This window comes from Paenibacillus sp., from assembly GCF_035645235.1.
Lineage (GTDB): Bacteria > Bacillota > Bacilli > Paenibacillales > YIM-B00363 > Paenibacillus_AE.
Genome location: NZ_DASQMZ010000102.1, coordinates 1 through 21,848, shown reverse-complemented (window position 1 = coordinate 21,848; position 21,848 = coordinate 1). Strand labels below are relative to the sequence as shown.

At 62.9% G+C, this 21,848-nt stretch carries 22 protein-coding genes; 7 read left to right on the top strand and 15 right to left on the bottom strand.

The window, feature by feature from the left end:
• The first annotated feature begins 3 nt into the window (after positions 1–3).
• Together VEZ38_RS09585 and VEZ38_RS09580 are read left to right on the top strand one after the other, a co-directional pair.
• A complete protein-coding gene (locus VEZ38_RS09585; protein WP_324893132.1) occupies positions 4–966 on the top strand; it encodes a VOC family protein in 963 nt (320 codons plus the stop codon).
• Positions 960–1,964, top strand: coding sequence for a hypothetical protein (locus VEZ38_RS09580; RefSeq protein WP_324893131.1), 1,005 nt, complete (start codon positions 960–962; stop codon positions 1,962–1,964). Before VEZ38_RS09585 ends, VEZ38_RS09580 begins: the two co-directional genes overlap by 7 nt.
• Positions 1,965–2,083: 119 nt before the next feature.
• Here the strand turns inward: VEZ38_RS09580 and VEZ38_RS09575 are convergent, their stop codons facing one another.
• Complete coding sequence (locus VEZ38_RS09575; RefSeq protein WP_324893130.1) at positions 2,084–2,815, bottom strand: phosphonate ABC transporter ATP-binding protein; 732 nt, start codon at positions 2,813–2,815, stop codon at positions 2,084–2,086.
• 117 nt (positions 2,816–2,932) lie between these two features.
• Between VEZ38_RS09575 and VEZ38_RS09570 the strand changes: the two genes are divergently transcribed.
• On the top strand, positions 2,933–3,217 hold the full coding sequence (locus VEZ38_RS09570; RefSeq protein WP_324893129.1) for a hypothetical protein: 285 nt from the start codon (positions 2,933–2,935) through the stop codon (positions 3,215–3,217).
• Between the two features lie 983 nt (positions 3,218–4,200).
• Here VEZ38_RS09570 and VEZ38_RS09565 read toward each other — a convergent pair.
• From VEZ38_RS09565 to VEZ38_RS09520, 10 genes are read right to left on the bottom strand one after another with little or no spacing between them, the layout of a single operon-like run.
• The gene (locus VEZ38_RS09565) at positions 4,201–5,196 is read right to left on the bottom strand and encodes a hypothetical protein (protein WP_324893128.1); all 996 of its coding nucleotides are present in this window, start codon (positions 5,194–5,196) and stop codon (positions 4,201–4,203) included.
• Positions 5,196–6,962: an L-fucose isomerase gene (locus VEZ38_RS09560; protein ID WP_324893127.1), complete on the bottom strand. Its 1,767-nt coding sequence runs from the start codon at positions 6,960–6,962 to the stop codon at positions 5,196–5,198. Before VEZ38_RS09560 ends, VEZ38_RS09565 begins: the two co-directional genes overlap by 1 nt.
• A gap of 12 nt (positions 6,963–6,974) precedes the next feature.
• Positions 6,975–7,823: a sugar phosphate isomerase/epimerase family protein gene (locus tag VEZ38_RS09555; RefSeq protein WP_324893126.1), complete on the bottom strand. Its 849-nt coding sequence runs from the start codon at positions 7,821–7,823 to the stop codon at positions 6,975–6,977.
• Complete coding sequence (locus VEZ38_RS09550) at positions 7,820–8,785, bottom strand: phosphoglycerate dehydrogenase (RefSeq protein ID WP_324893125.1); 966 nt, start codon at positions 8,783–8,785, stop codon at positions 7,820–7,822. The genes VEZ38_RS09555 and VEZ38_RS09550 overlap by 4 nt, the downstream gene beginning before the upstream one ends.
• Before the next feature lie 6 nt (positions 8,786–8,791).
• Positions 8,792–9,394, bottom strand: coding sequence for a glucose-6-phosphate isomerase (locus tag VEZ38_RS09545; RefSeq protein ID WP_324893123.1), 603 nt, complete (start codon positions 9,392–9,394; stop codon positions 8,792–8,794).
• A 42-nt stretch (positions 9,395–9,436) separates the two neighbouring features.
• On the bottom strand, positions 9,437–10,378 hold the full coding sequence (locus VEZ38_RS09540; RefSeq protein WP_324893122.1) for a shikimate dehydrogenase: 942 nt from the start codon (positions 10,376–10,378) through the stop codon (positions 9,437–9,439).
• Between the two features lie 21 nt (positions 10,379–10,399).
• A complete protein-coding gene (locus VEZ38_RS09535) occupies positions 10,400–11,212 on the bottom strand; it encodes a DeoR/GlpR family DNA-binding transcription regulator (protein ID WP_324893121.1) in 813 nt (270 codons plus the stop codon).
• Positions 11,209–12,753: a xylulokinase gene (locus VEZ38_RS09530; protein WP_324893120.1), complete on the bottom strand. Its 1,545-nt coding sequence runs from the start codon at positions 12,751–12,753 to the stop codon at positions 11,209–11,211. The genes VEZ38_RS09535 and VEZ38_RS09530 overlap by 4 nt, the downstream gene beginning before the upstream one ends.
• Positions 12,754–12,778: 25 nt before the next feature.
• Entirely contained in the window at positions 12,779–13,825 is a 1,047-nt protein-coding gene (locus tag VEZ38_RS09525) for an alcohol dehydrogenase catalytic domain-containing protein (RefSeq protein WP_324893119.1), read from the bottom strand.
• Between the two features lie 44 nt (positions 13,826–13,869).
• Complete coding sequence (locus VEZ38_RS09520) at positions 13,870–14,895, bottom strand: Gfo/Idh/MocA family oxidoreductase (protein WP_324893118.1); 1,026 nt, start codon at positions 14,893–14,895, stop codon at positions 13,870–13,872.
• Between the two features lie 194 nt (positions 14,896–15,089).
• On the opposite strand from VEZ38_RS09520, the gene VEZ38_RS09515 reads away from it, so the two are divergent.
• From VEZ38_RS09515 to VEZ38_RS09505, 3 genes are all read left to right on the top strand, one after another.
• Entirely contained in the window at positions 15,090–15,899 is an 810-nt protein-coding gene (locus VEZ38_RS09515; protein WP_324893117.1) for a DeoR/GlpR family DNA-binding transcription regulator, read from the top strand.
• 125 nt (positions 15,900–16,024) lie between these two features.
• Positions 16,025–16,366 (top strand): hypothetical protein, encoded by a 342-nt coding sequence (locus VEZ38_RS09510; protein ID WP_324893116.1) that lies wholly within the window; start codon positions 16,025–16,027, stop codon positions 16,364–16,366.
• A gap of 12 nt (positions 16,367–16,378) precedes the next feature.
• On the top strand, positions 16,379–17,203 hold the full coding sequence (locus VEZ38_RS09505; protein ID WP_324893115.1) for a flagellin: 825 nt from the start codon (positions 16,379–16,381) through the stop codon (positions 17,201–17,203).
• Positions 17,204–17,313: 110 nt separating this feature from the next.
• On the opposite strand, the gene VEZ38_RS09500 is transcribed toward VEZ38_RS09505, so the two are convergent.
• The 4 genes from VEZ38_RS09500 to VEZ38_RS09485 form a co-directional block, all read right to left on the bottom strand.
• Positions 17,314–18,249 carry a cation diffusion facilitator family transporter gene (locus VEZ38_RS09500; protein WP_324893114.1) on the bottom strand — a complete coding sequence of 312 codons (936 nt, stop codon included), beginning with the start codon at positions 18,247–18,249 and terminating at the stop codon, positions 17,314–17,316.
• A gap of 119 nt (positions 18,250–18,368) precedes the next feature.
• Positions 18,369–19,331, bottom strand: coding sequence for a 2-dehydropantoate 2-reductase (locus VEZ38_RS09495; RefSeq protein ID WP_324893113.1), 963 nt, complete (start codon positions 19,329–19,331; stop codon positions 18,369–18,371).
• A complete protein-coding gene (gene rocF, locus VEZ38_RS09490; protein ID WP_324893112.1) occupies positions 19,331–20,236 on the bottom strand; it encodes an arginase in 906 nt (301 codons plus the stop codon). The genes VEZ38_RS09495 and rocF overlap by 1 nt, the downstream gene beginning before the upstream one ends.
• A gap of 112 nt (positions 20,237–20,348) precedes the next feature.
• Positions 20,349–21,125: a phytanoyl-CoA dioxygenase family protein gene (locus VEZ38_RS09485; protein WP_324893111.1), complete on the bottom strand. Its 777-nt coding sequence runs from the start codon at positions 21,123–21,125 to the stop codon at positions 20,349–20,351.
• A 124-nt stretch (positions 21,126–21,249) separates the two neighbouring features.
• Between VEZ38_RS09485 and VEZ38_RS09480 the strand changes: the two genes are divergently transcribed.
• On the top strand, positions 21,250–21,848 hold a 599-nt coding region (locus tag VEZ38_RS09480), incomplete at its 3' end, for a cupin domain-containing protein (RefSeq protein ID WP_324893110.1).

The following is a 21,848-nucleotide window of genomic DNA, read 5'->3' as shown; positions in this document are numbered from 1 at the left end:
GCCATGGCATCCCCCGTATTATGCGCAAGCGCCTACATTTGTCAAATCGGATTTATCGTGAAGGACGCGGAAGCGGCGAGCCGCGCGTACGCCGACTTCTTCGGTTTGCCGGATCCGTTCGTCGTCTGGACGGACCCCGTCGAGCAGACGCAGATGACTTACCGCGGGACGCTCGCCTCGGGCCGCGCAAAACTCGCCTTTTTAAATCTTCCGCAGCTGCAGCTGGAATTCATCCAGCCCGACGATGGCGACAGCGGCTGGAAGGATTTTCTTGACGCCGAAGGCGAAGGCTTTCACCATTTCGCCGTGAAGGTGAAGGACATGGCCGGCACGCTGGCCGCCTTGCGGGAGCGCGGGTACGCCGCGGAGCAAACCGGGGAATTTACGGGCGGGCGCTATGCGTGCCTCGACTCGCGCGAGACGCTGAAGACGGTGCTCGAGTTGCTCGAGGAGGACGGAAACCCGCTGCCCGTCGTCCCCGAAGGCGGCTTCGCCGTCGGTCCGGCGCCGCGGGATTCGCAGAGCGCGGTCGGCACGAAGCGCGTCGTCCATCTCGGCTTCCTGACGAAGGACGCGGCCGCCGTCGCGAACGCGTACGCCGAGCTGTTCGGCGCCCGCACCTGGTCGTTCGAGACCGACGGGTACGACCGCGCGAACACGACGTATCTTGGGCGGCCGGCCGAAGGACGCGCCCGCATTCACCTTGTCGACATGGGCCCCCTGCAGCTGGAATTCATTCAACCGGACGGGGCGGACAGCGTGTGGCGCGCCGACCTCGACCGCAAGGGCGAAGGCTTCCACCATCTTGCGTTCGACTTCGTCGAAGATTTGGACGGCACCTGCGCGTCGCTCGCCTCGCTCGGCATCCCGCTCACGCAACGGGGCTCGTTCGACGGCGGCGCGTACGTCTACGTCGACGCGTCCGCAAAGCTCAAGACGAACCTGGAGCTGCTCGCGCGATGGTAGGGCCGGAAGGAAAGGTTTCGGGATGCCGCGTCGTCTTCCCCGCACGCGAGCAAGCCGCGCTCGAGCCATACGAGCCGGATCGGCGCCCGCTCGGAGACGATGAAGTCGAGGGCGTGACGGTTACGAGCCTCGTCAGCTCCGGCACCGAGCTCGCTCTCTTCAAAAACCCGCCCGCGCTGCCGTGGGTTCCGGGCTACGCCGCCGTCTTCCGCGTCTCTGCGGTCGGCCGCGCCGTGAAGGACGTCGCCCCCGGCGACTACGCGTTCTGCCTCGGCGCCCATCAGTCGCGCCAGCGGTTCGCCCGCAAGGACATCGTGCCGCTGCCCCCAGGCCTCGCCGTCGAGAAAGCGCCGTTCGCCCGCATGGCCAACATGGCGATGAGCGCGATCGCGACGACGGCGGCGCGGCCGCCGCAGCGCGTCTTCGTCAATGGCCTCGGCCTGATCGGCAACCTGACGGCGCAAGCCGTAGCCGCCTGCGGCTACGAGACGCTTGCCGGCGATCCGTCGGAGGCGCGCCGACGGCACCTCGATACGTTCAACGTCGCGGCGACGTACGCCGCTGTCCCGGAGACGGACGAGGCCGTCGCGGGCCGGGTGGCGTTGTTTATCGACTGTACGGGCAAAGAGCAGGATGCGCTCGCCGGCTGCCGCTTGGTCGCCAAAGGCGGCGAGGTCGTCCTGACCGGCGTCCCTTGGTCGCAGCGGAGCGAGCACACGGCGCACGACGTCATGAGCGTCGTCTTCCACCGTTATGTAAGGCTGCGCAGCGGCTGGGAATGGGAGCTGCCGCTCTACGCAGGTGACGCCGGCGAACCGAGCATCTACGGCAACCTGGCGACCGCCCTGCGGTGGCTTGCGGACGGCCGCCTGCGGGTCGACGGCCTGTACGAAACCATCCGCCCCGACGCGGCGCCCGACGTATATCGCCGCATCGCCGAACGCCGGCGAGAGGCGCTCTCGACGCTCATCGACTGGCGCGGCTTCGGCGAGGCGTAAACTTCCCGACGCCGACCCTGCCGCATAAAAAGGAAAACCTCCCCTATCCGGGTTCGATCGCCAGAAGCCTCTGGCGTTCAACCGAAGTAGGTGGAGGTTTTTTTTTGGCATTGCGCGCGTTACGACAACAGCTTATTCCGCTCCGCGCCGGTCAGCCGCCGCGCGCGAATGTCGAATTCGACGCGGCCGTCGACGAGACCGACGATGCGGGACGCGTATTTCTCGGCCATCTCGATATTTTGCAGCGCGCACACGACCGTCACCGTCTCCCGCCGATACAGCTCCTTGAAGCTTTCCATGATGCGCTCCGCCGAATGCGGGTCCAAATTCGATACCGGATCGTCCGCGACGATCAGCTTCGCGCCCCGCGACAGCGCCCGCGCGATCAGCACCCGCTGCTTCTCCCCGCCGCTCAGCTTCTCTACCGGCTGACTCGCCTTATCGAGCAAGCCGACCTGCTCGAGATAATCCATCGCGCGCACATGCTCCTCTTCCGACGGCTTGCCGCCGAGCAGCTGCCGCCAGAACGAGAACTGCCGGAAACGGCCGACCACGACGTTGCGGAATGCGGACCGGCGTCCGTTCAGCTGATCCGTCGAGCCGATGACCGACCAGTCCTTGCTCGCTTCCCACCTCGTCCACCAAGATGCCTTCGCCAAATTTACGCCCTGGAACACCACATCGCCGCCGTCCGGCTTCTCCTGCCCGAGGAGGCAGCGCAGCAGCGTGCTCTTCCCGCTCCCGCTGCCGCCGATCACCGCGACGAAGTCCCCCCGATTGACTTCCAAATCGACGCCTCTGAGCACTTGCACATCGTCGAACGATTTCGTCAGGTTGTTTACGATAAGCATACGATGACTCCTTGTCCGTTGCCGTAGTTATTTTCGATTATACCGTAATCGCTTGCACACATAAAACTCTCGTTTCCGGACATCGTATTAGGGAGAATCAGGAAAGGTGGAACATGCATGACCGCCCATCGGGACGAAACGCTGATCGAACGACTGAAAAGATATTACCAAGACTATCGGAAAACGTCCGACCCCGACGCCGCCTTCCGCGAGGCCTGCGAAGCGCTCGGCCATTCCGTCATCGAATCCGTCGGCGAAGCGGCCGAGCGAGACGAGTTGGAGACGATCCGCGCCCTCGTCCGGGAATACCGTGAAATCCGCCTCTCGACGCAAGGCAGCAACGACTCCGTCAAAGAACGCTTCGAGGCCGAGCTCCGAGAACGAGCCGCCCAACCGACCTAACCGGCCCCATGCCTCCGGGTCGAACCCCGCCGCTTCGATATCCATGGCCGGGGTTCCCCGCTCTTTCTAACGTTTTTCTCTCTACTCAGTGGCACCCGCCGGCAGCCTCGTTGTACTGCCTAGTTGTTCCCCGCTTCTTTCTAACCTTTTTCCTTCTGCTCAGCTGCACCCGCCGGAATCCTCATTGTACTGCCTAGTTGCTCCCTTCTTCTTTCTAACCTTTTTCCTTCTACTCAGTGGCACCCGCCGGCAGCCTCGTTGTAATGCCTAGTTATTTCCCGCTTCTATCTAACCTTTTTCCTTCTGCTCAGCTGCACCCGCCGGAATCCTTGTTGTATTGCCTAGTTGCTCCCCGCTCCTTTTTAACCTTTTTCCTTCTGCTCAGCTGAACCCGCCGGAATCCTCATTGTACTGCCTAGTTGCTCCCTTTTTCTTTCTAACCTTTTTCCTTCTACTCAGTTCAGTTCGGGCGTTAAAGGCGGCCCATCTCCCTACCCTTCTTAAGTTCCATGTATGCCGACGTGGGCTCTGTGCTATAGGAAATAGGTTGGAAAGTGGCGGCGCGGAACGGTGTAATACGGTGTCGTCGCCCGGACGGGCTGCCGCTGAATCGAAGGAATCAGGTTGGAAAGGCAATCGCAGGGCGGCAAATGTGTCGTCGGATGGCCGGGCTGGCGCTGAGTTAAGGGAAACAGGTTGGAAAGGTAGTCGCAGGGTGGCAAATGTGTCGTCGGATGGCCGGGCTGGCGCTGAGTTAAGGGAAACAGGTTGGAAAGGCAGTCGCAGGGTGGCAGATGTGTCGTCGTCCGGACGGGCGCCGCTGAGTTGAGGGAATCAGGTTGGAAAGGCAGTGGCAGAGAGGGGGGCTGACGGTTCGTCGGATGGCCGGGCTGGCGCTGAGTTGAGGGAAACAGGTTGGAAAGGTGGGTGCGGGACAGCGCGAAGAAGCCGTCGCCCGCGAAGGGGACGGCTCACACGCGTTGTTATATGAAGGCGAACGCTTCAGCGGGATTGGCGACCATCCAACGGTGGATGTCCGCGTCGGCGACGCCGTAGCGGTCGCGCAGCATTGGCAGGAAGCGATCGAGCAAGTACGTCCAGCCGATGTCCCCGCCATAATGCTTAAGGCGCGCGCGCGTCGTATCGAGGCTGAGGAGGATGCGGTCGGCGAGGCCCCAGTCCAGCATGCGAAGCAATAGCTCGGCCTCCTCTTCGTCCGAGTGGTATTTGAAGCGCCCGATCGTGTCGTATTCCAGGTAGCAGCCGAGCCGAGCCAATTCGCGGTGCGTCTCCGGCCGCTCGGTCGTTCGATCGAGATGGCACAAGATGATTTTCCGAGGCTCGACGCCCTTCGTCATGTAGTAATCTGCCAGCCAGATTGCTTCTTCGTGCGTTTCCGTATGGCACACGATCGGGGCGCCCGTCGCGAGCGAAGCGGCGGCAGCCGCCGCGAACCAGCGTTTGTCCGGGTCGGCCATCCGGTCCGCGTCGACCGCCGTCTTGATGATGCCGGCTTTGGCGTCGACCGCCAGCTTGGCGATGCCGTCATTGGTGTCGATCGCTGCCTCCGGCTCGCGGGTATCGGTTCCTGTGTACATCCCCTCTGTCAGCTCATGGACGAAGATGTCCTTCAACCGCTCCTCGGATGTCGTCCGGATCCAATGCCCCTCGGGATACATCGCGAGCTTGTGGAACCCTGTCGACGCCACGAGGTGCACTTCCGTCTCAGTCGACGCAAGAAACAACTCGCGCTCCATGCGGCCGCAGCCGAGCGGTTGGCAGTCGACCATGGCGCGGCCGCCCGCGGCGCGGAACTCGCGCAGCTCCGCCACCGTCGCGTCGTAATCGTCGATGCGAAGGACGGGGCTGAGCGTTGCCGGATGCCCGCCCGCAAGGAACGCGTGCTCGTGACTGTGGCAAAAGCCGAAATCGTCCGCGGGGATATCCCCGCGGATCGTTCGAATGCGCGCCGTCGTCATTATTTGTACAGCGGACCGTAGGTCGCGCAAGCCCGGTAATCGGCGCCCTCGGGGTCCTTCGTGCCGAACGCGCTCCACGCGCTCGGGCGGAAGATGCGCTCCCGCGGCACGTTATGCATGTTCACGGGGATGCGCAGGATCGACGCGAGCGTGAGGAGCTCGCCGCCGATGTGGCCGTAGCTGATCGCGCAATGGTTGGAGCCCCAGTTTTCCATGACGCCGTAGACATCGGAGAAGACCGGGTCGCCGTCGACGAGGATCGGCGCGAACCACGTCGTCGGCCATGTCGGGGTCGTACGCGCATCAAGCTTGTCGTGCACGTGCGCCGGCAGCTCGACCGTGTAGCCTTCCGCCAGCTGCAGCACCGGGCCGAGCCCTTCCACAAGGTTGATGCGGCTCATCGTAACCGGCATGCCGCCCTTAGTCAGGAAGTCGGTCGAGTAGCCGCCGCCGACGAACTGATCCATGTAGGTCGGGCGCCACGAGGTCGCCTTGAGGCACGCCTCGACTTCCTCCGGCGTAATCTCCCAATGCGGCTTCATGGCGGGCTTGCCCTCGATGCGCTGCTCGCCGGTGCCGTCGAGCGCCGCCGGACCGGAGTTAATCAGGTGAAGAATGCCGTTCGCGGCCGCGCCTTGCAGCGTCTCGCCGGTTACCCGCTTCACCGCTTCGGGGCTCCAGTACGTTCGCACGTCCGCAAAAATTTGCGCCGTGTGGGAAATCAGATGATTGAACAGCATGGTGACGGCGTTCAGGTTGTCGTTTTCGGTGGCGACGATGTAGGGCTCTCTTGTGCCGTTCCAGTCGAAAGACGACGTGAGAATCGCCTCGAGGAAGTCGGCGCTCGGGAAGTGGTCCGTCCACTCGCGCTGCCCCTGGAAGCCCGCCGCGATCGCGTTGTACCCATACGCCTCTTCTTCGTAGCCCATCTCGGCCAGCTTCGGATTGCCGACCATGAGGTCGCGCACGATGAGCGCCGTCTTCACGACGAACTCCCAATTGCGATCCTTCTGCTCCCGCGGAATGCGCATATCCTCCGGGTTCGGGTCGTCGCCCTCCGCGCAATGCTCCTTCACCCAAGCGAGCGCGCGCTCGTATTCCTCGGGGTCATAGATGCCCTTGTCGATGCGGCGCGTCACCTCCGTCATGTCGACGTAGGCGTTCTTCATGCCAAGGTAATGCTGGTAAAACGAATCGTCGACAATGCAGCCGGCAATGCCCATGGACACCGAGCCGATCGACAGGTACGACTTGCCCCGCATCGTGGCCGCGGCCAGCGCCGCCTTGCCGAATTGCAGCAGCTTCGCCTTCACGTCCTCCGGCACGGTGTTATCGTCCATATCCTGCACCTCGCGGCCGTAAATCTTGAATGCCGGCAGCCCCTTCTGGTTATGCGCGGCGTGCAGCGCGGCGAGATAGACGGCGCCAGGGCGCTCCGTGCCGTTGAAGCCCCAAATCGCGTGCGGCCATTCCGCATTCATCTCCATCGTCTCGAGCGGATAGCACCAGCCCGAAGCGACCGTGATCACGACGCCGACGCCCTCGCGGCGGAATTTCTCCGTCGCCTTCGCCGCTTCCGGCATGCCGGAGATGGCGTCGTCGGCGAGCACGCACTCGACCGGCTCCCCATTCGGATAGCGCAAGTTTGCGCTCAGCAACGAAGCGACTTCGTTCGCGAGGCCGAGCACGACGTGGCGGGTCGCCGCCTTAACGAGCTTGCGGCGATCGATGATCGGGCGGATGCCGATTTTCGGATATTGCTGCATACGTCTCTCCCCCTATTGCAAGCCGTATTGTGCCATCTTGCTCTTAATGAACGCGACGCCTTCGCGCACGAGCGTGTCGCCGTTCGGCGCGAGCTGCCGCCATACCCATGTGTTCATGTTGTCCGTCACGTCGACGAACGACTCGAGCGCCGCGTAGCCGTCGTATTTCAGTTCGCCGAGCGCGCGGAACATGCCGTCCCAGTCCACGAGTCCGGTGCCGGGGATGCCGCGGTCGTTTTCGCAGAGGTGGTAATGGATCAGGTCGGCGCCAGCTTTCATGGTCGCTTCGTAAAAGCTTTTCTCTTCGATGTTCATGTGATACGTGTCGAGGTGCACCCGGATGTTCGGCTCGCCGATCATCTCCTTCAGGCGCAGCGCCTGCTCGCACGTGTTGACGAGGTACGACTCGTACCGATTGACCGGCTCGAGCCCGATCGTCACGCCGACGCGCTGCGCGTATAACGCCGCTTCCTTAAGCGCCGCCGCGGACCACGCCCACTCGTCGTCCGTCGGACGCGCCTTCGCCGCCTTCACGTGCTGCGAGTAGACGACGCCCGAGAAGCTCGTCGCGCCGATGGCGGCCGTCGCATCGATGCAATCCTTCAAGTATTGCAGCCCCTTCGCCCGGATGGCCGGGTCGGAGCTCGTGATATCGGTATCGCCGAGCAGCACGGTCGACGTGACCGCCTCGAGGCCGACCTGGTCGAGCCGCGCCTTGACCGCCGCGGCATCGAACGTGTCCAGCGTCATGAGCGGAATTTCGATGAAATCGAGGCCGAGCCCCTTCACCCGATCGATGAGGTCCAGCGTGTCGTTCGTCCATTGCGAGCACCAAGCGTAGGCGTGGATTCCGAGCTTCATTCGTTCGTTCCCCCTTGAGCATAGTTTCGGAAAAAGTCGACCAGCGACGTCGCGGCCATCAGCCCCATATTATCGATCGCTTGAAACGTGGAAGCCGCCGTGTGCGAGCCGATGACGAGATTGTCGAGCTCGAGCAGCTTACGGTTTTCCGGGGGCTCTTGCTCGAACACGTCGAGCCCCGCACCCCAAATTTTTTTGTGCTTCAGCGCATCGTACAAGGCGTCCTCGTCGATGAGCCCGCCGCGCGCCGTGTTGACGAGCACCGCCGTCGGCTTCATCAGCGAGAGCAGCTCCGCGTTAAAGAGATTGTGGGTCGACGGCGTGAGCGGCAAGTGCAGGCTGATAAAGTCGGCATTCGAGGCGAGCTCTCTCAAATCGTCGACGTACTCGACGCCCGTCTCGCGCGCGAACGCCTCGTCGCGGGCCATGTCGTACGCGAGGATGCGCATGTCGAAGCCCCGCGCCCGCCGCGCGACGCCCTTGCCGATCATGCCCATGCCGACGAGGCCGAGCGTGCGGCGGTGCAGGTCGACGCCGGTCACCTTGCCCCATTCGAGGCGCCGGCAGCCCGCGTCGATCGGCACGATTCGGCGCGCCGCCGCCAGCATGAGCGCGAGCGCGAAGTCGGCGACCGCCTCGGCGTTCGCGCCGACGGTCGTCGTGACGCGGATGCCGCGTTCGCGGCAATAGTCCATGTCGATATTGTCGGTGCCGACGCCGTATTTGGCGACCGTTTTCAGCTTTGGGGCGGCCTCCAGCACTTCGCGGTCGAGCGGGTCGACGCCGACGACGATGCCGTCGACGTCGCGCGCCGCCTCGCGCATCTCTACGCGCGTAAGGATGCGGCCTTGCGGGTTGCGGACGATCTCGAAGCCGGCCCGCTCCAGCATTCGGAACGGTTCCGGATCGTTCTTGCCGAACGACCGCGGCGTGACCAAAATCCTATAAGGCGTTCCGGTCATATCGCGTCACTTCCACTTCGGGTTGTCGATGACGGACGGCGTTCCGTCCCGCTCGACGACGATTTTGCGGAAGCCTTTCGTCTCGATGCTGCCGTAATCGTGGCCGGCGTCCGCGCGGAATACGTAAAACGTTATCAGCGGCTCCGCGCCGACGTTAATGCTGCGATGCGCGTAACGGCCGGGCACGTACACGGCGAGCCCGGGCGTAAATTCCTCGATGCGCACGTCGCCTTCCGGGTTTTCCATCAGCATATACCCCTTGCCGCCGATGCAATAATACACCTCCGCCGTGTCGAGAATCGTATGGAAGTGGCCCTTCGTCATGAAATATTCGTCCCCGACTTTGCCGGGATAGACGATGCTCGTGCCGAACGCCAAATTGCCTTCGGCCTCGGGTACGCCGAGATCGTAAAACTCGTACAACAGCGTGTCTTCCTTCTCCAGCATGGCGCGGTACGCCGCATCGTCGGCGTACATGCCCGCCATCTTGGAGAGATGGCGCTTCAAGGAAGGCTTCGTGTCGGAAAGACCGTTGTTAAGGCTAAAGTAGACGCTGAACGGCGCCAGCGCCGCCGGCGCTTGGCCGGGTGTCGCGGAAAACGCGGACATGGCGGTTCCTCCTCGTTCGGATTCGGTAAGTTTCTTCGGGCGTTATTTGCGCTGGGCGGCCGCGATGCGCTCGCACGCCGCGAAGCGCTCCGCCGTCATCTCGAGGTCGAACACCTCGGCGATCACCTGCGTCCAGCCGTGCAGGAAGTAGATCCAGCCGTCCTCGACATGCAGACTTCTTGCTTCCTTCTGGCGGTTCGCCTGGTGCATGAAATCGAGCTCGCCCCGATAGTTCAGCTCCCACACGAGCGCGCGGTCCGGGAACGCCGCAGCGTCCGTCAGCGGCGAGCCGGGGCGGTCTTTGCCGAGGCCGGTCGCGTTGACGACGAGCGAGCCCGGCGCAAGGCGCGCGAGCACGGCGTCGTTGTCCGCCGGCTCCGGGCACAGGACGTACTCGAACGGTACGGGCGTATCGATGCGGCCGAGCAGCTTCTCGGCCGAGCGAAGGCGCGGCTCGCTCCGATTGCTCACGATAATTTTCGACGGCACGTCGCCGCCGCGGGGCGGATCGGTGAGCCACGACGCGATGGCGAGCGCGCTGCCGCCGGCGCCCATCAGGAACGCCTCCCCGCCGCCGGCCCAATGGCCCTTCGGGATGAACGCTTCCATCGCGAGCCCGCTCGTGATCGGATCCTTCGCGTGACCGATCAAACGACTGCCGCGCTTGGAAATCGACGACACTTCCTCGAACGCCTCCGCGAATGCGTCGAATTCGTCAAAGGAGCCGCGCGCGGCATGGAACAGGTCGATCTTGTGCGTCGTGACGAGCGCGCCGAGCGAGAGCGGGTCCCGCTTGATGAACTCGACGCATTCGATATACGTCGCGGGATCGGCGTGGATCTCGATATCGATGCCTTTAATAACGGCATCCTTCAGGCCGAGCGCCTCCGCCCACAGCGGAAACAGTTTCATGATCGACGATTGGCCCGTCGTTACGCCGATGAAATACATCGTCGGCCGATCGGCCGGTGCAGGCAATAACATACTGGATAACCTCCTATTTCGTTAGGGACGAACCCCGAACTCGACCGCATAGACGTCGATGCCTTGAGCCGTCAGCTCGTCGACGTCTCTCGCATCGACCGCGGCGTCCGTAATGACGGCGTCGATATCGGACAACGGCGCGAACTGCACGAACGACGTCTTGCCGAATTTGCTGCTGTCGCAAAGCAGGATGACCTCGGACGTGACGCGGATCATTAACCTCTTGACCTCCGCTTGGGAGATGTCCGGCGTCGTGCAGCCTTTCACGACGCTGAAGCTGTTCGTTCCGAGGAACAGCTTGTCGACGTTCAGCTCGGAAAGCAAGCTCGTGGCGAAGGTGCCGACGGTACAATGGAAATGCCTCCGCAGCGTCCCGCCGATCAGGATCACGTTCAGTCCCTCGACGTTCTCAAGATGGATCGCGATGTCAAGGTCGTTCACGACGACGGTGACGTCCTTCCGCCGCCCGAGCAGCTTCGCCAGCTCCAGCGTCGTCGTGCCGGCGTCGAGCAGGACGATGTCGCCGTCCTCGACGCGTTCGAGCGCCTTGAGGGCGATCGCCTGCTTGCGATCCTTCTTCTCGACGCTCTTGTTCTCGTGCTCCGACTCGAAGCCGACGCGGGCGAGGTCGACGGGAATGGCGCCGCCGTGCGTCCGGCGAAGCAGGCCGAGCTGCTCGAGCTCCCGAAGGTCGTTGCGGATCGTCGCCGGCGACACTTGGAAATGCCGCACGAGCTCCGGAACGAGCGCCTTCTTTCGCCGGTTGACCAGCTCCACGATGCCGCTCTTGCGCTCTTCGGCGAAGAGCGGCTCCTGCGGAGACGGCGGGCTCATGGCCTCGCCTCTCCCCGGACGGCGCGCTGCAGCTCGGTCAAGCCTTCGAGCAGCCTCGGGTACGCGCGCTTCGGCGCCTCGTACGCGCGGTGCGCCTCAGGATTCGGCTCGAACCGTCCGAACGTGCCGATCAACCGGTCGGCTTCGGCGGCGAAATCGTCGTGCCACCCGAGCGCGTATCCGGCGACGAGCAGGTTGCCGAGATGGCCGGTGTCCGCGTGCCGCAGCGGGGCGTACGGGATGCCGAGCACGTCCGCTTTAATTTGATTGAACAGCGCGCCTTTGGCGCCTCCGCCGACGACGCGCACCTCGTCGAACCGCGCGCCGGGCAGCGATGATGCGACGATACCGAGGTAAAATTGATACTCGTAGGCGATCGATTCGAGAATCGAGCGGTACATGCCGTACTTGTCGTGCGACCAATTGAGTCCGATCCACGCCCCGCGAAGCAGCGGATTGTTCGGGCAGACGCGTCCGCCGAAATGCGGCACGAAAAACAGTCCGTCGGCGCCCGGCGCCATCGACGCTGCGCCGCGATTCAGCTCGTCGAAATTCGGTCCTGCGCCGTCTTGCCGCAGCTGATCCCGGAACCAGGCGATGCATTGGCCGCCGCCGTTAATGTACGCGAGCGGCGCCCATAGGCCGGGCACGACCGAACGCGCGGTAATGAGCGTCTTATGCTCGGTGTCCGGCCGGAAGTCGTCCACGCAGCAGGCGAGCACCGAGGCGGTACCGGCGACGTCGAACAGCATGCCGGGGCGGACGATGCCGGCCCCGAGCGTCGAAGCGGCCGTATCGCCGCAGCCCGCCAGCACCGGCGTTCCCGCGGGCAGGCCGCACGCCTCGGCCATCCGGGCCGTCAAGCCGCCGATGCGCTCCCAAGGCTCGACGATGCGCGGCATCTTCTCCGCCTCCACGCCGAGCGCCGACAGCAGGCCGTCCGACCATCGCCCGGCGGCCGTATCGGCGAAGCCCGAGAAATGAAGATGCGTCGTATCGATATACGCCCCGTCCGCCCCGGCGCCGGTCAATCGGCCGGCGACGTACGCGGTCGGCACGACGAATTTCGCGATGCGCGCGTACGTCTCCGGACGTTCATGCTTCCACCATAGCGTCTTCGGTCCGTGCGCGTACGTGACCGGACAACCGGTTTCCGCGATGACCGCCGACTCCCCCAGCGACTTGATCGCGTCGAAATACGCCTCGCATCGCGTATCCAGCCAGGAGTCGTACGGCGTGACCGCTTCGCCGTCGGAGCCGACGCCCATCGTTCCGGCCATCTGCCCGCTCAGCGCGACCGCGCTCGCTTCGGAGCCCGGCGGCAGCGCCGCGACGCACTGCGCGATCGCCGATACGGCGTCCCCCAACAGGTCGTCCGGCCGCTGCTCGACGAGGCCGCCCGCGCCGCGGATCAGCTTCGACGAGACGAACGCTTCGGCAAGGATACCGCCGTCCCGCGTCAGGGCTGCCGCCTTCGCGCCTTGCGTGCCGATGTCGAGGCTGACGACGCAAGGGGTCCGCCTGTCTTTCCGTTCCGTCATCCGTTCCGCCTCCTTGTAGCGTTCATTAATCGTCGAATGCGATGACCGTCTTCATGCCGCTGCCGTTGGAGGCATGCTCGAGCGCCTCCTCGAACCGGTCGAGCGGGTACCGCGCCGTCACGAGCTTGCCGACGTCCAAGATGCCCGAGGAGATAAACTTCAGCGTGCTGCCGAAATGCTCGTTGTTCGCTTTCGTGGAACCGGTCAGCAAAATTTGCTTGTAATGCACCGTATTCGTATTGATCGATACCATCTGTTTATCCTTCGGTAGCCCGCCGAAAAAGTTGATTTTCCCGTTCATCGCGGTGAGTTCGACGGCGACCTGCTGCGCCTCCGGGGACGGATTCGCGGTGACGGCGACGTCGACGCCGCGTCCTTCGGTCAGCTCGTGGATTGTCTCCTTCAGCTTGTCGGCTTGCACCGTCACGAAGCTAGGGTCGACGGAGCGGGCGAGCTCGAGCCGCGCCGCGCCGCGATTGGCGACGATGACGCGCGCCGCGCCGGCGAGCTTCGCCATCATGGCGTACATGATGCCGATCGGCCCGGCCCCGATAATCAGGACGTCGTCGCCGAGGGCGATCGGGCAAAGCCGGATGCCGTTATAGACGCAGGACAACGGCTCGTTGACGGCCGCGGCGTCGAAGCCGACGTGATCCGGCAGCGCGAACACGTTGCCGGAGCGTACCGCGGCGGCCGGGATTTTCACGTACTCCGCGAAGCCGCCGTCGATCTGCACGCCGAGCGCGTAATACTTGGCGCATAGGTGCTGATCGCCCCGCATGCATTCTCGGCAAAGCCCGCACCCGATATTCGGAGCGATCGCGACGCGCATGCCTTCTTTGTAACTCGCGACGTTGCGGCCGACGGCCGCGACGACGCCGCTGATTTCATGCCCCAGTACCCTAGGCCGGGCCTCGTCGATGCCCGGAAAGCCGTTCCCGATGATTCTCATATCCGTACCGCAGATTCCGACGCTCTTGACCTTCACAAGAATTTCGTCTTCCTGGATCTCGGGCACGGGGATGTCCCGCAGCCGGATCGAACGAACGCCCGTCATTTGCGCGGCCAGCATAGCTCGTCACCATCCTCTAATTGGTTGTCATCATGAGCAGCCGCCTATTCCGTCAATCGGACGATGGACGATTCCCGAATCGAGCGGTTGCCCGCTTCCACGACCTTGACCGCCATCATGCCGTCGATGCCGGTCACTTTCGGCGCCCGCTGTTCTAGAATGCTTTGCACGAACTCCGTATCCTCCGCAAGATAAGCGTCTTTGTACAGATGACGCCAGCTGTTCATGAACGGCCGGGTAATTTGTTTGTTTTTCGTCGCGGTCATGACAGTCTTCTCGTGCAGCTGCCCGATGAAAAGCACCCCGTGCGTGCCGAGTATTTCCACCCTCGAATCGTAACCGTATTGTACGTGGAGCGCGCCTTCGATCACGCCTTGCTTGCCGTCCTCGAATCGAGCCGTCAATAATACGTTATCGTAGAAGTCCGGGAAGTCGGCCTTCGCGTCGGGACAGCGGAAGTTGCCGGCGATCGCATGGACGCTCGCGAACTCCGAGCCGGTAAACCAGCGCGCCGTATCGATGTCGTGGCTGTTCACCTCGGCGAGCGGCCCGTTGCTCTTCTTCAAATCGTACATCCAAGGCTGCGGCGTGCTCGGCCCGCGCGTGAGCGACCGGATCGACACGATGTCCCCGATCTCCCCCGCGTCGATCCGCTCTTTCGCGTCCAAGAAGCTGGCGTCGAAGCGCCGCATGAACGCGAGCTGCAAGTTCACTTTCGCTTCGGCCGCGGCGGCGATCATCTCCTCGCACTCCGCGGCGTTCATCGCCATCGGCTTCTCGCAAAGAATATGCTTCCCCGCCTTCGCGGCTTCGACGACGATCTCCCGATGATAGATCGTAGGCGTGACGACGACGACGGCGTCGATCGCGTCGTCCGCGAGCGCGTCGCGATACGAGGCGTACCACGTGTCGATGCCCAGCTCCTTGGCCGCGGCTTCCGCCGCTTCGCGGTTCGGGTCGACGACGGCGGCCAAGCGCGCGTAAGGAACGCTCTTGCGAAAGTTATGCGCGTGGATAAGGCCCGCCCGCCCCGCGCCGATGATCGCGATGCCGATCTCTCTTCGATTCATAGTCATTCCCCTTCGTTTGCGCGTTGTTATCTTTTCTTTGTTGTTTTTTATTATCTTATATTATTATATTTTCACATTTTAAGGGATGTCAATGAAATATTTTTCGATTTTCTTGTTCGATTGTAACGGATGATAGCGATTTATGGCATATTATGATATAATCGTAGCGATCCCGCGAGGAAAGAGGAATGTTTATGGAAGGTGCGAATTCCAAAGAAACCGCCAAGGACGTGTTGTTCGCCGAGGAGCGAAAGATGGAGATCGTCCAATTGGTTCAGGAGCGCGGCAAGGTGCTCGTGCCGGACTTGATCGCCCATTTCCAGGTGTCGCCCGCCACGATCCGCAACGATCTGCGCGATTTGGAAGCGAACGGGCTCATCAAGCGGACGCACGGGGGCGCCATTCCGCCGGACACGCTGAAGGTCGGCTTCGAGCTCGAAAACCAAAACAAGACGGTAAAGCATCATAAACAAAAGCAAGCCATCGCCCGCAGGGCGCTGCAATTCGTAGAGGACGGCGACATTATCATCTTGGATACCGGCACGACGACGCTCGAGCTCGCCAAGCTGCTGAAGGATCGGCGCAACGTCACGGTCATCGTGAACGACATCGAGATCGCCCGCTGCTTGGAAGATTTCGAAGGCGTACAAGTCGTCATTATCGGCGGCACGCTGCGCAAGAAGTTCCATTGCACGATCGGCCCGTTCGCCGCGAACCTGCTGTCGGAGCTGAACGTCGACAAAGCGTTCCTCGGCACGAACGGCTTCAGCCTGCAGAAGGGCTGTACGACGCCCGATATCAATCAAGCCGAAATTAAGCGCATCATGGTCAAAATTTCGTCGCAAGTTATCGTGCTGTGCGACAGCAGCAAGATCGGCGCCAACTCCTTCGTTCAATTCGCAAGCCCGGAGCAAATCGACGCCTTCGTCACCGACGACGACGTCAAGCCCGGGGTCGTCGAAGAGTTCGCGGAACAAGGGCTCGAACTGATTATCGCGAAATAAATTGTCTCCTCAGAGGACTGTCCGGCCGCGGACGGTCCTTTTTCTATTTTCTATCGAATCTCGCGCATATGTTTCGTTCCCGCACATAGAGATAGAGTAAATAGACGGGCGAAGGGGACGGAACGATGGAACAAACTTCATACCAAGAGCGGCTGCGCGGATACCAAGAGACGTACGCCTCGACGCTGGACGGGCGGAGCGCCGCCGTCAAGCTGCACGAAGCGGCGGCCGTCGCGATCAGGCAAGCGGCCGCCGCGACGGAGCCGATCGCGCGGGCGCGAAAGGAGCTGCGGGCTTTAAAGCTCCTAAACGCCCTGTCGACGTGGATCAAGCGAAGCGCGGCGCATCCGTGCGCGGACGCCGCAGTCTGCGACGCCTTGATCGCGTGCTACGCGCTGGCATCGCTGCAGGTTCACCGGGGCCGATACGACGAAGCGCTCGAGCTCGTGCGGCGCGCGATTCGATAGGAGGGGGACGGCATGACGATATCTTTCGCATCGATTTTGGAATCGATCTCCAACTATCAGCGGCTGCAGAAGACGAACGATAAGCTCATGACGCAGTTGACGACAGGGAAACGCATCAATTCCCCTTCGGACGATCCGCAGCTCTTCCGCCGCATCTCGGCGTACGAAACCGAAAGCGCCTCCTATGAAATGTATCTCGACAACATCGACGGAGGACTGGCGGCCGCCTCCCATGTGCAGGACGCCGTCGGGCAGCAACTAGAAATGATCGAAGAGATGCGAAAGCTGGCCGAACGCGTCACGGCGGGCGGGCTCAGCAACGGGGAACGCGCCGCGCTGAACGAGCAGTACGAGGAACTGACCGAAGAGCTGAATGCGATCGCGGAAAACGCCGGCATCGGCGGCGCGAAATACTTGGACGGCACCTATGCGGACGAAGGGCTTCGAATCGCGACCGGACCGAACGGGGAGTTTTACGAGCTGACGCTGCCGAACACGACGGCAGGCGACGACGGTCTCGATCTCGAGGACACGAGCATCTCGTCGGTCGGCAACGCCAACGCGGCGCTGACGAGCCTGGACGCGGCCGCCGAGACGCTCTCGGGCTTGCAGCAGCGGCTCGGGACGAGCGAATTTATTTTGGAATCGCGGTCGAACCTAATGGAAAGCAAACAGACGGAGCTCGACAAGCTCGTGGCGAAATATCAAGAGGTCGATCCGATGAAGCTCGCGGCGCAGCTCGACCGGAACAAGACGCTGCAGCAATACGCGTTGGCTGCCGTCGGCTCCGCCTTCGCGATGCAGCAAAGCTTGGTCGACTATTTATTCCCGCGGTAAAAACGATAAGGATCAAAGAGCTCCGCTCCGGGCGCGGCTCTCCGGAACGAACAACGACCGCCCGACGGGCTGCGAGCCTCGCGGAGCGGTCGTTCGCGTTCATTTTCCGATTAAGACACGGTTTTTAACTGCTCCTTGCCGAACTCGCCGTGGTCATGCAGCAGCGGATGCTCGATCTGGATCGTCGAATGGGCGATCCCGTGCTTCGCGTTCAGCATCTCGCCGACCGCGAGCGTCACGCACATCGGCTGAATGTCTTGCTGCACGAAGACGTGCGCCGTGAGCGAGTATTGATCCGTCGCAATCGTCCACACATGCATGTCGTGCACGTTCTTGACGCCCTCGACGGCGAGAATGTCGCTGCGGATCGCCTCCAGGTCGAGATGATCGGGCACCGTGTCCATCAGCACGCGGTACGACTCCTTCACGATACGATAGCCGCCCGACGCGATAATGCCGCCGATAACCATGCTGATCAGCGGGTCGAACAGCAGTATGCCGGTAAAGTAGATCAAGATCGCCGAGACGATGACGCCGACGGAGCTGAGCAGATCGCCGATGAAATGCCAGAGCGCGCTTTGGACGTTGAGATTTTTCTCTTCCTCCATGCTGCGGCTGAGCACGACCGTCAGGACGACGTTGACGACGAGGCCGACGGCGGCGATGCCCAGCATGAGGCCAAGCTCGATCGGCTCGGGACGAATGACGCGAACGATGCCTTGCACGAAAATGCCGCCGGCGATAATAACGAGCGCGAGGCCGTTCAGGAACGAGGCGATCGTCTCGAAACGGACGTAGCCGAACGTATATTTGCCGTTGGGCTTGCGGGTGGCCATATAAATCGCGGTCATGCTGAGGCCCAGCGCGAACACGTCCGAAATCATGTGCGCCGAATCGGACAGCAGCGCCAGCGAATTCGAAAGCAGGCCGCCGACGATCTCGACGATCGTGAAGGCGAGCGTCAGGATCAGCGTGATCCACAGCGTTTTCTTCGTTTTCGTCTGTTCTTTGCGGTGACTGATATGGTGGAAATCTTTCTCGATCAAGCGCGATCCCTCCTCGGCTCCATATTTATAATTATTCTAAATAAGAAGTAATTATAAACATGTTATGCCGAAAAGGAGATTTTTGCAAGCGAAACTTCTATGAATCCCGGGAATGAAAATTATCCCCGCCCCGCTTGCCGTTCCGAGCACGCTTTCACGAGCCGGTACACCGCCTCGTTCACGGGGGCGGGCACGCCGCGGGCAGCCGCTTCGCGCAGCAGCGCGCCGGTGATCGACTCGATTTCCGTCTCGCGACCGGCCCGAACGTCCTGGAGCATGGAGGAATCGTTCGCCGCCGTCCGCGCGCAGACGTCCAATACTTGCCGCCACGCGTCCGCCTCCGGCTCCGGCTCGAGTCCGGCCGCCTCGGCGACGGCCAACGCTTCGCCGAGCACCGCCCTCATGATGCGCCGGTACGGCTTCGACGCCGCCAGCTCGCCGTTGCGCACGCCGAAGAGGGCCGTCAGCGGATTGATCGCCGCATTGACGAGCAGCTTGCGCCAGACGAAGCGGGCGATGTCCGGCTCGACGGCGACGGCAAAGCCGGCCGCCGCGAGCCGTTCCGCGAGCGGCCGCAGCGCATCGAGCGGGGCGGAGCGGTCGGCCGAGCCGAGCCGCGTCGTTCCGGCGCCCGTATGCGTCACGACGTTCGCGGCCTCCCGCCTCGCGGCTTCGGTCGTGACGGCGACGTAGGTTCTTTCCGGCGGAACGCCGGCCGCAGCGAGCCGTTCGAGGTGGCCGAGCCCGTTCTGGAAGCAGACGAGCTTGGCGCCTGAAGCCGCCGCGTGCGCCAGCGCCGCGAGCAGGGCGTCGTCCCAATGCGTCTGCTTGAACGCCAGCAGCACCCAATCCGCCGGGCGAGCGGCGGCGAACGCCGTCCCGTCCCGGCGCACGGCGGGGGCCGCCGGCAGGCGAATGCGCTTGGCGACGCCGTCCGCCGCGCGTACCTCCACGCCGTCGGCGGCGATGCGCTGCGCCTGCGCCTCCGTGCGGCACAGGAGCGTCACGTTCGCGCCGGCTTCCGCCAGCCTGCCGGAGAGCAGCAGGCCGATCGAGCCCGCGCCAAGGACCGCCATGCGCATCAGATGATGCGCTTGCCGAGCGCCGACATGACGAGGCCGACCGCGAGCCGCGCGGTGCGGCGGTTTTCGTCTTGGGACGCGTTCACCTCCGCGACGTCCATCGAGGTGATTTTGCCGGTTTCCGCGAGCAGCTCGCAGGCGAAATGCGCCTCCCGGTACGACAGGCCGCCCGGAATCGGGAAGCCGACGCCCGGCGCCTCGAGCGGGTCGAGGCCGTCGGCCGACACGCTCAGATGGATGCCGTCCGTGCCGTTCCCCGCGATATCCATCGCCTTCTGGATGACGCGCTCGATGCCCAGCTTATCGATATCGTACATGGAGAAGAAGGCGATGCCTTCGCTCCGGATGATCTCCCGCTCCTCCGGCTCGAGATGCCGAACGCCGATGAGGACCAGGTTGTCCTTGTTCAGCAGTCTTGCGCCCTCGATCGCGTCCGTCAGCTTGAAGCCCGCCTTGCCGAGCGCGATCGCGAGCGGCATGCCGTTTGCGTCGCCCGTCGGCGACGACGCTTCGTCGAGCAGGCCGCCGTAGGCGGTGAAGCAAATCGCGCCGAGCCGCTCGTAATGCTTCGTCAGCCCCGCGAACGCGCCGATCGAGACGCTCTGGTCGCCGCCGATCACGAGCGGAAAGCTGCCTTCGCGCACGGCGTCCGAAACGTGGTCCGCCACCCGCCGGGACATGGCGCGAACCGCGTCCAGATGCTTGATCCTCGAGGAGGCGCCCGCCTCCGACGAAGCCGCTTTCGGCTCGTGGACCGTATGCTCGCCCGTCACTTCGAAACCGAGCTGCTTGATTTGGCGCAGCAGGCCCGCGGCTTTCATACTTTCCGGCCCCAGCTCCGTGCCCGGCCGGCTCGAGCCGAGCCCGAACGGCGCGCTCACGATGCTGATTCGTTTCTGTTCCATCGCTACCATCCTTTGTTGGGGAAAACGCGACCGCTCCAGAACGCCCGCCGCTCCCGGCGGCCGCGGACAGGTCGCGTTTTTTATTTAAAGTCTACCACAGGAGGACGGTCGTTTACACGTTCAAGATATAGCGGGCGGCGGGAGACAATCGATCGTACGTGCGCTTGCGGATATACTCGGCTTGATTCAGCTGCTGCGGCCACTCTCTCGCGACGTAATACGCGTGCAATGCGCGTCGCGTCCGGTCCGTCCGATTGAGAGTGCCTCCGTGCCACACGTGCGCATTGAATACGCAAACGGCGCCCGCCGGCGCGATCAGCTTCACCTCGTCCGGATGCGGCGACGACGGATCGGCCAGCACGTCGGCAGGAGCGTCGCCGGTTTTATGCGTTCCCGGCACGAGGCGCGTCGCGCCGTTCGCTTCCGTGAAATCGTCGATCAGCCAGATCGAGTTGCATACATGATACGGTTCGTCCGCCCGTCTCCGGCCCCAATCGGCATGAAGCGCCTGCAAGCCTTCCCCGGGAATCGCGTCGCGAGCGTTCAACGAGGAGAGCTGGAACGGTCTTCCGATGATTTGGCGCGCGGCGGCGAGCACTTTCGGATGCAGGTAGACCGCGTCAAAGACCTCTCCCTTGTTCACCAGATCGGACAATCGACGCGTCCCCTGTTCTTGATGAACCTCCATTCCCGCGGAAGCGCCTTCCTTACGCATCAACTCCTCGTATTTCTCCCGCAGCGCGCACAGCGTCCCATCGTCCAGCACGTCGTGAAATACAACGAAACCGCGTTCGTCCAGCGACATTCGTTCCTCTTCCGTCAGCGATCGTTCCGATGCCCCCAGCTCCTCCAAAACCTCCTCGAACTTGCGATCCGATTCCATCGCCATCCCGCATCCCCCAATGCCCATAGTTTATTTCACAGTCATTTTATGGTACATTCCGAGAACGAACCATCGCTGTTCTTGACTTCTTTCTCCTCATTCTTGCTTATTTATGGAGGTCGACGTTACTATGACGCTCCTTCTCGCGGCTCCCGAATGCTTGTATGCATCCACGATTCGGAAAAAAGCAGGCGACGTCTCCGTCATCCCGCTCCATCGACACGAGGAACACGGCGAGCTGCTGCTGATCGTCGAGGGGACGGCTTGGTACGAGATCGGGAACGTGGCGGTTTCGGCAAAGAAGGGTGATCTCGTATTCTTTCCTCCCGGCGTCTGGCATCGCGAACGCTCCGACGCAACCGGTCCGTTCGCGTTCCATTACGTCGGGTATAAAGGCCTTCGCGTCGAGGGCTGCCGCCCCGATTGTCTCCTGCCGCCCGACCGCCCGAACGTAATCGCCTCGAAGGACCGGTTCCCGCTCTTGCGGGAGCGGTTCGAACGGCTGATCGAGGAATGCCGTTCCCCGTCACCGGAGCGGGAGCGCGCTTCGGACGCTTGGCTTGCCTTGCTCGTCGTGGAGACGCTTCGGTTGACGCGGTATCGAACGAATGCCGAACGGCGGCTGTCCGCAGAGCGAACGGTACGTCTCGCCATGCGGTTTATCGAGGAGCGGTATCCCCATCCATTGGCGTTGGAGACGATCGCCGACGCGGTCCATCTGAGCCCCTT